The organism is Williamsia sp. MIQD14, from assembly GCF_051025635.1.
Classification (GTDB): domain Bacteria; phylum Actinomycetota; class Actinomycetes; order Mycobacteriales; family Mycobacteriaceae; genus Williamsia_A.
The window spans coordinates 353,734-369,380 of sequence record NZ_JBPFDG010000005.1 but is presented as its reverse complement, the minus strand read 5'-3'; the positions used below and the strand labels follow the sequence as shown (position 1 = coordinate 369,380).

The following is a 15,647-nucleotide window of genomic DNA, read 5'->3' as shown; positions in this document are numbered from 1 at the left end:
GTGCATCCACCCTCGCCGCCTCCCGGGCGACCCGCCCAGGTCTCGGCCGTCGTCGATCGATACCGATCCGAACGCTTCGGGCTCTTCGACCCCGATCGGGTGCGGGGTGACGGCGCCGACGCGGCGATCCCGTACGACGAACTCATCGACACCGACGGCGCGGTGCGTCCGCAGTGGGACGGGCTCGTCGCCGGTGTCAGCCGCACCGGTGAGGCGGGTCTGACCCGCACCGCGACCCGCCTGCGGACCATGGTCGCCGACGAGGGCATCACCTACACGCCGACCGGTGATCGTGTGACGTCCCCGACCGCGCCGCCGCGACCGGCGCAGCTCTGGGAGCTCGACAGTGTGCCGCTCGTCGTCGACGGTGACGAGTGGGCCGCCCTGGAAACCGCTGTCGCGCAACGCGCACTGCTGCTCGACCGTCTTCTCGTCGACCTCTACGGCGAGCGGCGGACCCTCACGTCGGGCCTGGTCCCGCCGGAGATGGTGTTCGGCCACCCGGGCTACATCCGCAAGGCCGCGGGCCTGGGCAACCCCGGTCCGCACGCCTTGTTCCTGCACGCCTGCGACATCGGGCGCACCGCCGACGGCTCGCCGGTGGTGTGGGCCGACCACACCCAGGCACCCTCGGGCATCGGCTACGCCATCGCCGACCGTCGCCTCACCTCCCGTGCACTGTCGGGGGCGTTCGGACGCGTGGGCCCCCGCGCCATGACCACCTTCGCCGGTACCCTGCGGTTGGCGCTGTTCGATCACGCGCCGCCCGGGGTCGACGACCCGACGGTGGTGGTCTTCAGCCCGGGATCGTTGTCGGAGACCGCCTTCGACCAGGCCTACGTCGCGTCGCAGCTGGGCTTTCCCCTGGTGGAGTCGGCCGACCTGCTCGTCGTCAACGGCGTGGTCTTCATGCGGTCACTGGGCAGTCTGAAGCGGGTCGACGTGATCCTGCGTCGTGTCGACGCCGCGTTCTGCGACCCGCTCGACCTGCGCACCGACTCGCGGCTGGGGGTCGCGGGACTCGTCGAGGCGATCGCGCGCGGCAGCGTCACCGTCGTCAACACCCTCGGCAGCGGCGTGCTCGAGAACCCTGCGTTGCACACCGTCGCCGAGCGCCTGGCCTCGGCGCTGCTCGACGAGGACCTCCTGCTGCAACCGGTCGAGACCCATTGGGCGGGTGACGATCTCGATCGATCGAAGATCCGCGCCGACCTCGCGGAGCTGGTCATCGACAACGTCCGCACCGGTGAACAGTTCCTCGGGCCCGACCTGTCGGCGGCGCAACGTGAGACGGTCCGCGCCCGCATCGACGCCGATCCCTGGCAGTGGGTGGCCCGTCGCACCGAGCGGTTCTCGGTGGCCCCGTCGATGGCACCGCCCGCACCGGGCGCATCGATGCGCCTGCGGGCGGCACCTGTCGCGATCCGCACCTTCGCGGTGTCGTCGAGTTCGGGCTACAGCGTGATGCCCGGCGGGCTGGGACAGGTGCTCGAACCGGGGCCCGCGGGGTCGACGATGCGGGCCGTGGCCGCCAAGGACGTCTGGGTGACCAGTGCCGAGGGGGCCGGCGACACCACGCGGATCGCGGAATCGGTGCAGCCGCTGTCGCTTCCGACCGCCGGTGTCGGTGTCGACCGGTCTGCGACGTCGCCGCGCGTACTGGCCGACCTGTTCTGGCTCGGCCGCTACGGTGAGCGCGCCGAGCTGACCGTGCGCCTGACCGCGGTGGCGCGCGAGCGCTATCAGGCCCGCGACCACCGTCCCTGGATGCCGGGCACCGGCGCGCTGCCGCTGTTCCTGGCCGGGGTGGCGGCGACGACGGCCACCGTGAACGAGCTCGGGACGCTGCCCCCGGTCGACACCGGGCACACCACCGTCGGCGACGCGACGCTGGCGCTCGCCGCACTCGGTCGGCTCACGATGTCGCGGTCGATGCCCGGGTCGATCGCCCACTCCGTCGATCGTCTGGTCGCCGCGGCCCGCGCCGTCCGCGACCAGATGTCGACGAGCACGTGGATGGTGCTGGGCACGATCGAACGGGCACTCGCCGATCTCGCCCACACCGTCGCCGCTGACGCCCCCGACGACAGCAGCGTCGACGTCGACGACCTTGCGCACGCCCACGAGGCGACGCTCCACGGACTGCTGGCGCTCGCCGGTCTGCAGGCCGAGTCGATGGTGCACGACCCGGGATGGCTGTTCATGGACGCCGGTCGACGCATCGAACGGGCACTGGTGCTCGCCGACCTCACCCGCTCGACCCTGGTGGACGCCCACGACCCGGAGATCGAGCAGGCGCTGCTCGAGGCGTTCCTCATCGCCAACGAATCGGCCGTCATCTACCGCCGCCGCAACCGCGGAGTGGTGCGGCTGCGCTCGGTGCTGGTGTTGTCGATGTTCGACGAGACCAACCCGCGCTCGATGATCTACCAGCTCGACCGCCTGCGCGACGACTTCGCGTCGCTGCCCGACGAGATCCGTTCGGCCGCGGTGGAGCGCACTGTGGAGGACCTGGTCGCCGAGTTGCGGCGCGTCGACCCCGCCGATCTCGTGGCCGTCGACGACGCCGACCGGCGCACCGACCTGGCCGATCTGATGACGACACTGGCCCGCGGGGTCCGCGAGGTGTCCGACGTCCTCGGCCGGACCCGCTTCGCACCCCCGCGCGACATCCAGCCCCTGTGGGGCGGCACCGTGGACGCGACATGAGGACGCCGACTGTCGAATCGGTGTCGACGCGCCGATACCGGGTCACCCACCGCACCACCTACGACTACGCCGACGTCGTCAGCGCATCGTTCGGGCGATGCTTCCTGCTGCCGCGCGCGATGCCGGGTCAACGGGTGCTCTCCGCCGAGGTGACCATCGACCCCGAACCGGCCGACCGGTCGACGGGCACCGACATCTTCGGCAACGCCGACATCTACTTCCACGTCCGGACCCCGCACCATCGGCTCGAGGTCACCGGGTCGTCGCTGGTCGACGTCGATCCCATCGACCCCGATCTCGTCGCCACCGGACCGGCCGTGGCGCCGTGGGAACACGCCCGGCCCACTGCGAGCGGTGACGCCGACGCACGCGAGTTCGTACTCGACCTCTTCCCACCCGAGATCACCGACGCCGTGCGCGAGTACGCGGCGTCGGTCTTCACGCCGGGTCGCCCGCTCATCGAGGTGGTCGGCGACCTCACCACCCGCATCCACCGGGACTTCACCTACAAGTCGGGGTCGACGGCGGTGAGCACCCGGGTCGCGACGGTGATGGAGCGGCGCGAAGGTGTCTGTCAGGACTTCGCCCGCGTCGCCATAGCCTGCCTGCGCGCCAACGGGCTTGCCGCCCGGTACGTCTCGGGATATCTCGCGACCGATCCGCCGCCCGGCCGCGAACGGGTCGTCGGGGCCGACGCCAGCCATGCCTGGGCGGCGGTGTGGGTGCCGGGAGGGGAGTGGATCGCCTTCGATCCGACCAACGACAAGCTCGTGGATGAGAGGCACGTCACAGTGGCGTGGGGACGTGACTATGATGATGTACCGCCGCTCCGTGGAGTGATCTACACCGATTCGACCTCGAGCACCATCTCGGTGTCGGTGGACGTGGCGCCGCAAGAACTGCCGACCGTGTCGCAAGAAGAGTCGCCTGGGCCGCAGGACGTGACGATCTCGCCGTAGGACATCTGTACACGCAGGTGGTGGACCGACCTCGCCTCGAGGACGGTCTCACGTGGCGCGTTGGGTAGGTTGGGGAGCAATGACTGTCATCGCCGAGGGGCGCACCGCGGGTGCGGTCCGTACGGCCGAACGAGTGTTGTCGGCGCGCGCCGGGAGTCCGGTCGCGCTGGCCGACCCCGTCGATCTGGCCGGGAGCGGACGCACCGACGTTGTCCGCGTCCGGGTCGCCCAGAACCCGTTGTCGCCCGACCGGAGCCTGGTGATCAAGGTGCTCCCCGGCGACGAACCGGCCGATGCCTTCGCCCGGGAACTCGCCTCGTACAAGTACGCGACCGCGTTGCCCATGCGCTCGCGACCGGGGCCGCAGCTCATCGCCTCCGACTCCGCCGAACGGCTGATCGTGCTGAGTGACCTCGGCCACGGCCGGTCGATGAGCGCACTGCTGGCCAGCACCGACTGGGCCGACCCGAGCCACGCCATCAGCGCGTGGGGTCAGGCGCTGGGCCGGATGCACGCGGCCACCGTCGGCGGCGAGGACGACTTCGCGGCACTGCTGCGCCACGGACCCGCGCGCGGTGATGTCGAGGCGCTCACCGCGCAGGTCCAGATCGCGGTCTCGCGGGCGCCGGAGGTGCTCGGCGAGCATCTCGGAGTGGACGTCTCGGACGGGTTCGTCGACCTGCTGACGCGCGCACAGATGCTCTTCGCCGAGGGTGAGCACCGCGCGTTCAGCCCGTCGGACGTCGGACCGCCCAACATCCTCATCAACGACGACGGCGTGCAGTTCATGGACTACGAGTGGGGCGGTTTCCGCGACGCCACCCTCGACATCGGGTATGCCGTGGTCACCTTCTCCGCCGAACTGGCGCCGCGCTGGGCGGACCGTCGCGCCGACCTCGAGACCGCCATGGTCGACGCCTGGCGCTCGGAGATCCAGGCGATCTGGCCCGCACTGAGCCACGACGGCGAGCTCAACCGCAAGGTCCTGACCGCCCGGGTGTTGTGGGTGTGGCTGGCGACGGTGTGGATGCTCCCGGTCGAACTCGGCGACGACCGCCACGCCCGCGGGCTGGCTCTGCGCACCTCCGATCCGGCCGTCGTCGTCGCACGGTGGACCGATCTCGCCGCGGCCGCCCGCCGCACCGGCGAGCAGGACATCGCGGCCGACGCCGACGCCATCGGTGCGGCGCTGGACGCAGCCTGGCTGCGCTGATGTCGACGGCTCGACGGTGACCTCGACGGCAGGCCGCGACGGGACCGGGGAGCCCCAGGACGCCCTGTTCGACGCCCCCACGCCGGCGTCGCGGCACGATCTCGCCCCCGTCACCGCCGGGGCCCGGGCCCTCGGGCCCGACACGGGCCCGCTGGCGGTCCGGATGCGCCCGCGCAGCCTCGACGAGATCGTCGGCCAACAGCACCTCCTGGCCGCCGGATCGCCCCTGCGACGCCTCATCGAGGGCTCCGGTGCCGCCTCGGTGCTCCTCTACGGTCCGCCCGGGACCGGCAAGACCACGATGGCGTCGCTGATCTCGACGGCCACCGGTGGCCGCTTCGAGGCACTCTCGGCGCTGTCGTCGGGGGTCAAGGAGGTCCGGGCGGTGATCGAGGTCGCCCGCCGCGCCCTCATCGACGGCCGTCAGACCGTCCTGTTCATCGACGAGGTGCACCGCTTCTCCAAGACCCAGCAGGACGCGCTCCTCGACGCCGTCGAGAACCGCATCGTGCTGTTGGTGGCGGCCACCACCGAGAACCCGTCGTTCTCGGTGGTCTCGCCGCTGCTGTCGCGGTCTCTGGTGCTGCAGCTGCACCCGCTCACCGACGACGACCTCCGCGAGGTCCTGCACCGGGCGATCACCGACGAACGTGGGCTCGCCGGGACGGTCGACATCGCCGACGACGCCCTCGACCACATCGTCGCCCTCGCCGGCGGCGACGCCCGACGCGGACTGACCGCCCTCGAGGTCGCCGCGGGAGCAGCACGCGGCGGCGCGGACGAGACCGGGGGAGAAGGGATCCCGCGCATCGACCTCGCCGACGTCGAGTCGGCGATGGACCGCGCCGCGGTGCGCTACGACCGCGACGGCGACCAGCACTACGACGTCATCAGCGCGTTCATCAAGTCGATCCGCGGGTCCGACGTCGACGCCGCCGTGCACTACCTGGCGCGCATGATCACCGCGGGGGAGGACCCCCGCTTCATCGCACGGCGACTGATGGTCCACGCCAGCGAGGACATCGGTATGGCCGACCCGACGGCCCTGCAGACGGCGGTCGCCGCCGCCCAGGTCGTCGCGCTCGTCGGGATGCCCGAGGCGAAACTGGCGCTCACCCAGGCCACCATCCACCTCGCGACCGCGCCGAAATCCGGAGCCGTGGTCTCGGCCATCGGCGCCGCGATGGGTGACATCTCGGCGGGCAAGGCCGGTGCGGTGCCCGCGCACCTGCGCGACGGCCACTACGCGGGTGCGGCAAAACTCGGCAATGCACAGGGCTACCGCTATCCCCACGACGCACCGGGCGGCGTCGTCGCGCAGCAGTACCCGCCCGACGAGCTCGTCGGCACCGAGTACTACGCCCCGACCGACCACGGTCACGAACGCGAGATCTCCGCCCGGCTGGGCCGCCTGCGATCGATCGTCGGAGGGTGGACGGGCAAACGGTAGGGTGGACTCGCTCTGCGGTTGCGCGGGGTGTCGTACACATCCGACCCGCCCCGGTGTCGGTGACGACCCGGACCACGACCGCGTGAGGACATCAGGTGCAGACCCATGAGATCAGGAAGCGATTCCTCGATCACTTCGTCGCCGCCGGTCACACCGAGATCCCCAGCGCCTCGCTGATCCTCGACGACCCCAACCTGCTGTTCGTCAACGCGGGCATGGTGCCGTTCAAGCCGTACTTCCTCGGGGAGCAGACCCCACCGTCGCCCCGGGCGACCAGCATCCAGAAATGCGTCCGCACCCTCGACATCGAGGAGGTGGGCATCACCACCCGCCACAACACCTTCTTCCAGATGGCGGGCAACTTCTCCTTCGGCGACTACTTCAAGCGCGAGGCCATCGCCTTCGCGTGGTCGCTGCTGACCAACCCGGTCGCCGACGGCGGCTTCGGTATCGACCCGACCCGGTTGTGGCCGACGGTCTACCTCGACGACGACGAGGCCGAGACGATCTGGCGCGAGGAGATCGGCGTCCCGGCCGAACGGATCCAACGCCGCGGGATGGCCGACAACTACTGGTCGATGGGTGTGCCCGGCCCCTGCGGCCCGTGTTCGGAGATCTTCTACGACCGCGGCCCCGCGTACGGCGTCGAGGGCGGGCCCGAGGCCGACGAGGACCGCTACATCGAGATCTGGAATCTCGTGTTCATGCAGAACGAGCGGGGTGAGGGCACCACCAAGGACGACTACCCGATCCTCGGCCCGCTGCCGCGGCCCAACATCGACACCGGCATGGGCGTCGAGCGCGTGGCGACGATCCTGCAGGGCGTCGACAACGTGTACGAGACCGACCTGCTGAAACCGGTCATCGACGTCGCCGAGCGACTCTCCGGGCGCACCTACGGTGCAGGCGGTACGGACGGCCATGCCGCCGACGTCCGCTTCCGCGTCATCGCCGACCATGCCCGCACCGCGGTCATGCTCCTCTCCGACGGCGTCCGGCCCGCCAACGACGGCCGCGGATACGTCCTGCGGCGACTGCTGCGCCGCATCGTCCGTTCCGCGCGCCTCCTCGGTGCCGACCAGCCCACGATGGGCGACTTCGTCGACACCGTCCTCACCACGATGACCCCGTCCTATCCCGTTCTGGCCGAGAAGGCCTCGGAGATCCGTGCCGCCGCGGTCGCCGAGGAGCAGACGTTCCTCGGGACACTGGCCGCCGGATCGAGACTGTTCGACGACAAGGCCACCGCCACCCGTGAGGCCGGACGCACGGTCATCGCCGGCGCCGATGCCTTCACCCTGCATGACACCTTCGGCTTCCCCATCGATCTCACCCTCGAGATGGCGGCCGAGGCCGGGCTGTCGGTCGACGAGCAGGGGTTCGCCGACCTCATGGCCGAGCAGCGTCGCCGGGCGAAGGCCGACGCGCAGGAGAAAAAAGAAGGACACGGGGATCTCTCGGTCTACCGTGAGTTCCTCGACCGGGGTCCGACGGAGTTCACCGGTTTCGATGAACTCGTCAGCGACGCAACCGTTCTCGGCCTTGTCGCCGGTACCGCCACGGTTCCGGTGGCAACCGCGGGCACCACGGTCCACATCATCCTCGACCGCACACCGCTCTACGCGGAGTCCGGTGGTCAGACCGCCGACATCGGCACGATCTCGACCTCAGCGGGTGCCCGTGCGCGCGTCACCGACGTCCAGAAGGTCGCCAAGTCCGTCTACCGTCACGCCGCCACCGTCGAGGCGGGGGAGTTCGCCGTCGGCGACGTCGTGCTCGCCTCGGTCGACCCGAACCACCGCCGTGGCGCCACGCAGGGCCACTCGGGCACGCACCTTGTCGGCGCCGCCCTGCGGCAGGTGCTCGGTTCCGGTGCGACGCAGGCGGGTTCGCTGAACCGGCCGGGATATCTGCGGTTCGACTTCCGGTCGACCGGACCGCTGACCGAGTCCCAGCGCGCCGAGGTCGAGGACATCGCGAACGCCGCAGTCGAGTCCGACCACGAGGTGCACACCTTCGAGACCGGACTCGACGAGGCCAAGGCGATGGGGGCGATGGCGCTGTTCGGCGAGAACTACGGCGATCGCGTGCGCGTCGTCGAGATCGGCGGACCGTTCTCGATGGAACTCTGCGGCGGCACCCACGTCGGCTCGTCGGCGCAGGTCGGCCCGGTCACGCTCCTCGGCGAGTCGTCGGTGGCGTCGGGTGTCCGCCGCGTCGAGGCCTACGTCGGTCTGGACTCCTACCGACACCTCGCACGCGAGCGTGCGCTGCTGGCCGCGGTGTCCACGACGCTGAAGGTCCCCGGCGAGGACGTGCCCGATCGTGTCGCGACGCTGGTCGAGCGCCTGCGCGACGCCGAGAAGAGTCTCGAGAAGCTCAAGGCGGAGGCATCGCGCGCGTCGGCGTCGTCGGTACTCGACGATGCCGTGCGTGTCGGGGACACCCTCGTGGTGGTGGCCCGCCTCGCGGACGGACTGACCGGCGGAGATCTGCGATCGCTCGCAACCGACCTGCGCGGGAAGCTGGGCGGCGAACGGGGTGTCGTCGCCCTCCTGTCCGTCACCGACGGCAAGGTGCCGTTCGCGGTCGCGGTCACCGGCGCCGCGCGCGACGCCGGGCTCTCGGCCGGATCGATCGTGTCCGACATCGCCCCGCTGCTCGGCGGCCGCGGTGGCGGCAAACCCGATCTCGCGCAGGGCTCGGGATCGGATGCCTCGGGGATCGATGCCGCCCTCCAGCGGGTGCGGGAGACGGTCGGGGCGCAGGGGTGAGTCCGCTGCGGCCGCGCGGACGGCGAATCGCCGTCGACGTGGGAAGCGTGCGTATCGGGGTCGCGTCGTGTGATCCTGACGGGATGCTGGCCACGCCGATCGAGACGGTCGCCCGGACAAAGGACGCCTCCGACATCGATCGGATCACCGACATCGTCACCGAGTACGAGGCCGTCGAGGTCGTCGTCGGGATGCCGACGACGTTGCGGGGCGAACACGGGGCGGCCGCGCAGGCCGCGACCGCCTTCGCCGATCGGCTGGCCACCCGCATCGCGCCGGTCCCCATCACCTTCCACGACGAGCGGCTCACCACGGCCGCGGCGACGCAGATGCTGCGGGCGAGTGGTCGTTCGGCCAAGAAGCAGCGATCGGTGATCGATCAGGCCGCCGCCGTCGCGATCCTGCAGTCGTGGCTCGACCTGCAGTCGGTCGGGGGCGATGAACGGTGACCGACCAACCCCCGCGTCCGCACCGTCGGCGCGCCGCCGACGACGGTCAGGACCCGGCCGAGACCGCCCGACTCCGTCGCCTCATCGCCGACAGTGGCAGCGCCCACCCCCATCGCCGTGCCCGTGGTGCGCCACCCCGGCGCAGCGAACTCCCACCGCTGGATCCGCGGCGCACCTCGACCGACGACCGGCGTGTCGACACCTCGGGTGATCAACTCTGGCAGGAACCACGGCGGGCCCGGCCCCGGGCCATCCCCCCGGTCGATCGCGCGCCCGATCGTCCGGCGCCGGACGGCCGATTCCCCTACGACGACCGCCGATTCGACCAGCCCGTCGCGCGTGACGGCGCGCCGCGCGTCGAGCCGACGCCCGACGCCGAGCCGGCCATGTGGGCTCCGGTGGCCGACGAGCCGACCACCGTGCCCATCGGTCGCCCCGACACCTCCGGCGACGACCCCGGGCTCCGGCCCTCTCGCCGTCGCGGCGGTGGACAGGACCGAGGAGGCCCGGGTCGGGAGGGGCAGGGCCGCCGTGCGACCGCCCAGGTGCAGGCCCGTCGTCGACGGCGACGCGTCGTGCTGGCACTGGCCATGGTCTTCATGGTCGCGGTGATCGGGTCGCTGGGATACGTGGGCCTGCGGATGACGGGCTTCTTCGTCGACGACGACGACTACTCCAACGCCTCGGGCACCGGCGACGTGCTCGTGTCCATCCCCCAGGACTCGACACTCACGCAGTTCGGCGAGATCCTCCGCGATCGTGGCGTCGTGGCCAGCGTGCGTGCGTTCACCGACGCCGCCGGTTCGGGGTCGATCTCCGCCGGGTTCTACAAGTTGCGTACGGGTATCCCCGCGGCCACCGCGGTGTCGATGCTCGACGGCGACGCGAATCGTGTGGGCCGCGTGGTGATCCCGCCGGGCCGCCAGCTCGACACGAAGCAGACCGCCGACGGTTCACCGAGCACCGGCATCTTCGCGATGATCGCCCAGGCCACCACGGTGACGATCGACGGCCGCAGATCCGGTGTCACCCAGGAGCAGTTGGCGCAGGCCGCCGCCACGGCCTCACCCGACGACCTCGGGGTGCCGTCGTGGGCGACCTCCGACGTCGAACGCCTCGACGGTGACCATCGACGCATCGAGGGGCTCATCGCGCCCGTGGCCTTCGAGGCCATCGACCCCACCCTGTCGCCGACGGCCATGCTCAAGTACCTCATCACCACCAGCGCGACGCTGTTCGACCAGTGGGGACTGCTCGCCCGCAACGACACCGGACTGAGCCCGTACCAGAACCTCGTGTCGGCGTCGGTGGTGGAGAAAGAGGTCGCGAACCCCTACGACTACGGCAAGGTCGCGCGCGTCATCCTCAACCGCCTGGGCAAGAACCAGAAGCTGGAGATGGACTCGACCGCGAACTACACCGCGGCCGTGGTCAACATCGACGTCTCCGGCGACGCCTACACCGCCGACACGAAGTGGAACACCTACCAGGTCAACGGCCTGCCGGCGACCCCGATCGGGTCGGTCGGCAAGGCGCCGTTGCAGGCGACCGACAACCCGCCGGCCGGCAACTGGATCTACTTCGTGGCCGTCGACCCTCAGGGCACGACGCTGTTCACCGAGGACTACGCCGAGCACCTCCGCAACCGGCAGAAGGCCTGCGACAACAAGGTGCTCGCCGTCGGATGCCGGTGACCGCTGCGACATCGACACGGCGGGCCGCCGTCCTGGGGTCACCGATCGACCATTCGCGATCACCGGACCTGCACCTCGCCGCCTACCGCGCGCTCGGGCTCGACGGCTGGACCTACGAACGCATCGACTGCACCGCCGACCGGCTCGCCGACCTCGTCGACGGCCTCGACGAGAGCTGGGTGGGACTGTCGGTGACCATGCCCGCGAAGGTGGCCGCGCTCGACCACGCCGACGTCGTCACCGAGCGCGCGGCGATGGTCGGTTCGGCGAACACCCTGGTGCGCACGCGACAGGGCTGGTCGGCGGACTGCACCGACATCGACGGGGTGACCGGCGCCCTACGTGAACTCGGCGCCGACACCCTGGGCGGCGCCTCGGCGGTGGTGCTCGGCGCGGGCGGCACCGCACGCCCGGCGCTGGCCGCCCTCGCTTCCGCCGGGGCCGGATCGGTGACCGTGGTTGTCCGCGAAACCGCCCGTGCGACAACACTTCTCGAGGTCGCCGAGACACTCGGACTGTCCACCACGGTGGTCGACTTCGCGCCGTCGGACGACCTCGCCGCACGCTGTGCCGCGTCCGCGGTCACGGTGAGCACGGTGCCCGCGCAGGCCGCGGCCCCCCTCGCCCCGTCGGTGGCGGAGTCACCGCGCCTCGTCGACGCGATCTACGCCCCGTGGCCGACGCCCCTGGCCGCCGCGGTCGCCGACCGTGGGGGAGCGGTCGCCGGCGGTCTGGTGATGCTGCTCCATCAGGCCGTCACCCAGGTCGAACTGTTCACCGGTCGACCGGCCCCGCTCGAGGCGATGGCAGACGCGCTCGCGCGCTGACCCCTTCTGTCCACAGTTCCGCCGACACGGTCCGCGCGTCGACGGTTGTCCCCAGGAGGGCGTATCCCGCCCGCCGGGGGTCGCCACGTGCGCCCACGCTGGCGGGGTGATCTCGACCTCGACGGCCTGCGCGGTGACCCTGCTGGTGATCCCGGCGTGGTTACTGGTGCTCACCGGCCACGACCTGCGCTCGCGCACGCTGCCCAACCGGCTGACCGTGCCCGCGGTGATCGCGGCGCTGGCCGCGGCTGCCTGCGACGGAGGTGTCGCGCTGTCGGTCGTGGCGTTGTCGGTGCCCTACGTGGTCACCTGCCTGGCCGGCGGATGCGGTGGTGGGGACGTGAAGCTCGCCGCGGCCCTCGGTGGACTCGTCACCGATCCGGCCCGATCTCTCGTGGTGGTGGTCGTCGCATCGACGCTCAGCCTGGGTGCGGCCGGCGTGATCGCGCTGCGGTGTCGGGGGAGCGGGAACGGCGTGCCGCAGGCGCACGGGCCCGCCCTGGTGGTGGCCGCGGTGATGTTCGGTGGGCTGCTTCCCGGCGGGTGACCCACGTGCGGCGGGACGCCTCACCCGGACGTGGAAGAATGACGACTCGTGTTGCGCTGGATAACTGCCGGAGAATCCCACGGCCCCGCCCTGGTCGCCCTCGTCGAAGGGATGATCGCCGGTGTCTCGGTCACGTCCGACGACATCGCCACCCAACTCGCCCGCAGGCGTCTCGGGTACGGCCGCGGTGCCCGCATGAAGTTCGAGGCCGACAAGGTCACCGTCGTCGGCGGGGTCCGGCACGGTCTGACCCAGGGTGGCCCGGTCGCCATCGAGATCGCCAACACCGAATGGCCCAAGTGGGAGACGGTCATGGCGGCCGACCCCGTCGACGCCGCCGACCTCGCCGACGTCGCACGCAACGCGCCGCTGACCCGCCCGCGCCCCGGCCATGCCGACTACTCCGGAATGCTCAAGTACGACTTCGACGACGCCCGTCCGGTGCTCGAGCGCGCGAGCGCCCGCGAGACCGCCGCACGGGTCGCCGCCGCGACCGTGGCGCGCAACTTCCTGCGGCAGGTGCTCGGCGCCGAGGTGCTCTCGCACGTGGTGTCCATCGGGGCGTCGGATCCGTTCGACGGCCCGAGCCCGACCCCGGCCGATCTCGACCGGATCGACGCCAGCCCGGTGCGCGCGGCATCCGAGACCGCCGAGGCGTCGATGATCGCCGAGATCGAGGCGGCGAAGAAGGAGGGCGACACCCTCGGTGGCGTCGTCGAGGTCATCGTGACGGGCCTGCCCGTCGGCCTCGGCTCCCACGTCAGCGGCGAGACCCGCCTCGACGCCCGCCTCGCGTCGGCGCTGATGGGCATCCAGGCGATGAAGGGTGTCGAGGTGGGCGACGGCTTCGAGACCGCCCGCCGCCGCGGCAGCCAGGCGCACGACGAGATGGTGCCCGGGCCCGACGGGGTGCTGCGCTCGACAAACCGTGCCGGTGGTCTCGAAGGTGGGATGACCAACGGCGAGGACCTGCGCGTCCGCGTCGCGATGAAGCCGATCTCGACGGTGCCGCGCGCGCTGTCGACCGTGGACATGTCCACCGGTGAACAGGCGAGCGCCATCCACCAGCGGTCGGACGTGTGTGCCGTCCCCGCCGCCGGCGTGGTCGCCGAGGCGATGGTCGCGCTCGTCGTCGCCCAGGCCGCGCTCGACAAGTTCGGCGGCGACTCGGTGACCGAGACCGCCGACAACGTGGCGCGGTACCGCGAGCGTGTCGCGGCACGACTCGCCCACGGTGACGCCGCGACGTCGGCGGTGCGGCCCGCCGCCGGATGACCCCCGAACTCCCCGCGACCGACCCCGCCGGACCCGTCGTTCTGATCGGGTTCATGGGTGCGGGGAAGTCCACGGTCGGTGCGGTGCTCGCGAGGAACCTCGGCGTCGACTACCTCGACACCGACCACGAGATCGTCCGACGCACGGGACGATCGATCGCCGACATCTTCGCCACCGACGGCGAGGAACGTTTCCGCGAGGTGGAGACCGCCGTCATCGCCGATGTGCTCACCACCCACCGCGGTGTCGTCGCCCTCGGAGGCGGCGCGGTCCTGAGTCCGGGGGTGCGACAGATACTCACCGGGCACCGGGTCGTCCACCTCGACGTCGCGCCCGACGTGGGCTTCGCACGGGTCGAGGGTTCACCCCGTCCACTCCTGCGGGTCGACGCCGACGGCCACTCACCCCGCGAGCGGTACACCGCACTGCACGCCGCCCGGGCAGCGGTCTACGCCGAGGTCGCGACGGTGCGGGTGGACACCGACGACGCCGACCCCGCGACCGTCGCCGGACGTGTCCGTGCGCTCCTCGACCCCCGGACGGCGTCGCCGGACCCGTCCCAGCCCCACCGCTCCGACCCCCGAGAGGTCTCCCTGTGACCGAGTCCACACCCACTGCGTCCACTTCCTCTGCGTCCACACCCACCGAGCCCACCCGCATCAGGGTCGCCACCGCCGACCCGTACGACGTGGTGATCGGGCGGGACCTGCTCGCCGATCTCGTCGCCGCGGCCGGCGGCGCCGATCACATCGCGATCCTGTACCAGCCCCCGCTGATCAAGACCGCCGAGGCCGTGCGCGAGGTGCTCGCCGAGGCGGGCTTCGACGCCCACCGCATCGAGATCCCCGACGCCGAGGCCGGCAAGGACCTGTCGGTGGCGGCGTTCTGCTGGGAGGTGTTCGGCCGGATCGGCATGAAGCGCAACGACGTGGTCATCGGCCTCGGCGGCGGCGCGGCCACCGACCTCGCCGGATTCGTCGCCGCCACCTGGATGCGCGGCATCGGGGTGGTGCACCTGCCGACGACGCTGCTCGGCATGGTCGACGCGGCCGTCGGCGGCAAGACCGGCATCAACACCGACGCGGGCAAGAACCTGGTCGGCTCGTTCCACGAACCGCGCGCCGTCCTCATCGACACCGCGACCCTCGAGACGGTGCCGCCCAACGAGATCATCGCCGGGCTCGCCGAGGTCATCAAGACCGGGTTCATCGCCGATCCGGAGATATTGAGCCTCATCGAGGCCGACCCGGTGGCTGCGCGCGACCCGTCGGGATCGGTTCTCCCCGAACTGATCCGACGGTCGGTGCAGGTCAAGGCCGACGTGGTGGCCGCTGATCTCCGGGAGTCGTCCCTGCGGGAGATCCTCAACTACGGGCACACCCTCGCCCACGCGATCGAGCGTCGCGAGCAGTACCGGTGGCGCCACGGCGCGGCGGTGTCGGTCGGCCTGATGTACGCCGCGGAACTGGGGCGACTCGCCGGGCGTCTCGACGACGCGACCGCCGATCGCCACCGCAGCATCCTCGAGTCGGTCGGTCTGCCCACGGGCTATGACTCCGACGCCTTCCCGGCGTTGCTCGAGACGATGGCCGGCGACAAGAAGAACCGCTCCGGGATGTTGCGGTTCGTGGTCCTCGACGGATTGGCGCGCCCGGGGCGACTCGAGGGGCCCGACCCGGGCCTGCTGGTCGCCGCGTACTCCGCGATCGCGCGGTCGGCGTCGCCGGGCGGGATCCTGCTGTAGACGGCT

12 protein-coding genes are annotated in these 15,647 nt (G+C 71.4%); all 12 read left to right on the top strand.

The window, feature by feature from the left end:
- The 12 genes from ACQ7HM_RS19160 to aroB all read left to right on the top strand — a co-directional run bounded on the left by ACQ7HM_RS19160 (position 1) and on the right by aroB (position 15,641).
- Entirely contained in the window at positions 1–2,709 is a 2,709-nt protein-coding gene (locus ACQ7HM_RS19160; RefSeq protein ID WP_434217981.1) for a circularly permuted type 2 ATP-grasp protein, read from the top strand.
- Entirely contained in the window at positions 2,706–3,668 is a 963-nt protein-coding gene (locus tag ACQ7HM_RS19155; RefSeq protein WP_434217830.1) for a transglutaminase family protein, read from the top strand. Before ACQ7HM_RS19160 ends, ACQ7HM_RS19155 begins: the two co-directional genes overlap by 4 nt.
- Positions 3,669–3,747: 79 nt before the next feature.
- Positions 3,748–4,881 carry a hypothetical protein gene (locus ACQ7HM_RS19150; RefSeq protein ID WP_434217829.1) on the top strand — a complete coding sequence of 378 codons (1,134 nt, stop codon included), beginning with the start codon at positions 3,748–3,750 and terminating at the stop codon, positions 4,879–4,881.
- Positions 4,882–4,897: 16 nt separating this feature from the next.
- Positions 4,898–6,331, top strand: a complete 1,434-nt coding sequence (locus ACQ7HM_RS19145) for a replication-associated recombination protein A (RefSeq protein WP_434217828.1) — start codon at positions 4,898–4,900, stop codon at positions 6,329–6,331.
- Positions 6,332–6,426: 95 nt separating this feature from the next.
- Complete coding sequence (alaS, locus tag ACQ7HM_RS19140; RefSeq protein ID WP_434217827.1) at positions 6,427–9,105, top strand: alanine--tRNA ligase; 2,679 nt, start codon at positions 6,427–6,429, stop codon at positions 9,103–9,105.
- Complete coding sequence (gene ruvX / locus ACQ7HM_RS19135) at positions 9,102–9,554, top strand: Holliday junction resolvase RuvX (protein ID WP_434217826.1); 453 nt, start codon at positions 9,102–9,104, stop codon at positions 9,552–9,554. The genes alaS and ruvX overlap by 4 nt, the downstream gene beginning before the upstream one ends.
- Positions 9,551–11,248, top strand: a complete 1,698-nt coding sequence (locus ACQ7HM_RS19130; RefSeq protein ID WP_434217825.1) for an endolytic transglycosylase MltG — start codon at positions 9,551–9,553, stop codon at positions 11,246–11,248. Before ruvX ends, ACQ7HM_RS19130 begins: the two co-directional genes overlap by 4 nt.
- Positions 11,239–12,075: a shikimate dehydrogenase gene (locus ACQ7HM_RS19125; protein WP_434217824.1), complete on the top strand. Its 837-nt coding sequence runs from the start codon at positions 11,239–11,241 to the stop codon at positions 12,073–12,075. Before ACQ7HM_RS19130 ends, ACQ7HM_RS19125 begins: the two co-directional genes overlap by 10 nt.
- Before the next feature lie 106 nt (positions 12,076–12,181).
- Positions 12,182–12,622, top strand: a complete 441-nt coding sequence (locus ACQ7HM_RS19120; RefSeq protein WP_434217823.1) for a prepilin peptidase — start codon at positions 12,182–12,184, stop codon at positions 12,620–12,622.
- Positions 12,623–12,670: 48 nt separating this feature from the next.
- The gene (aroC, locus tag ACQ7HM_RS19115) at positions 12,671–13,897 is read left to right on the top strand and encodes a chorismate synthase (protein WP_434217822.1); all 1,227 of its coding nucleotides are present in this window, start codon (positions 12,671–12,673) and stop codon (positions 13,895–13,897) included.
- Positions 13,894–14,496 carry a shikimate kinase gene (locus ACQ7HM_RS19110; RefSeq protein ID WP_434217821.1) on the top strand — a complete coding sequence of 201 codons (603 nt, stop codon included), beginning with the start codon at positions 13,894–13,896 and terminating at the stop codon, positions 14,494–14,496. Before aroC ends, ACQ7HM_RS19110 begins: the two co-directional genes overlap by 4 nt.
- The gene (gene aroB / locus ACQ7HM_RS19105; RefSeq protein WP_434217820.1) at positions 14,493–15,641 is read left to right on the top strand and encodes a 3-dehydroquinate synthase; all 1,149 of its coding nucleotides are present in this window, start codon (positions 14,493–14,495) and stop codon (positions 15,639–15,641) included. The genes ACQ7HM_RS19110 and aroB overlap by 4 nt, the downstream gene beginning before the upstream one ends.
- Positions 15,642–15,647: the final 6 nt, after the last annotated feature.